At 63.3% G+C, this 597-nt stretch carries 1 protein-coding gene; it reads left to right on the top strand.

Annotated features, from left to right (window positions below; translation table 11 throughout):
* Nucleotides 1-106 precede the first annotated feature (106 nt).
* Nucleotides 107-597 (top strand): UxaA family hydrolase (locus PQU94_RS18015; RefSeq protein WP_272742812.1); only part of this gene is annotated, 491 nt, incomplete at its 3' end.

Raw genomic sequence — 597 nt, 5'->3', positions numbered from 1 at the left:
ATCGGCTCGATGACCAAAGACACGCCCAAGGGTGGCCACGTCCACATGCACAATATGAAAAGCGACTATATCTCGTCCCACACCCGCGAAGCCTCCGGAGGTGCACATGCTTAAGGGCTATTTGCGTCCGGATGGCCGACTTGAAGGCTATCTGCGTTCGGATGGCCGAAAGGGCATCCGCAATGTCATCGCCGTGGCCTATCTGGTCGAATGCGCCCACCATGTGGCGCGCCAGATCGTCACCAAGTCCGACGACAGCGAGGTGCACCTGATCGGCTTTCCGGGCTGCTATCCCAACGACTACGCCTTCAAGGTGATGTCGGCGGTGACCACGCATCCCAATGTCGGCGGGGTGCTGCTGATCTCGCTGGGCTGTGAGAGCTTCAACCGCGAGCGCCTGAAGGCCGCCATCGAGGCGTCGGGCCGGCCGTGCGAAACCCTGGTCATCCAGCAGTCGGGCGGTACGCTTTCGACCATTCAGAAGGGCCTTGAGGCCGTGGCCCGGCTTCAGGCCGTAGCCGCGCAGACCCCGGTGGTCGAGATGGCGGTGTCGGAGCTGGTCATCGGCACCATCTGCGGCGGCTCGGACGGCACGTC

The organism is Asticcacaulis currens (assembly GCF_028550395.1).
GTDB lineage: Bacteria > Pseudomonadota > Alphaproteobacteria > Caulobacterales > Caulobacteraceae > Asticcacaulis > Asticcacaulis currens.
Note: the sequence above shows the minus strand (reverse complement) of the source record. Positions and strands in the feature narration are given on the sequence as shown.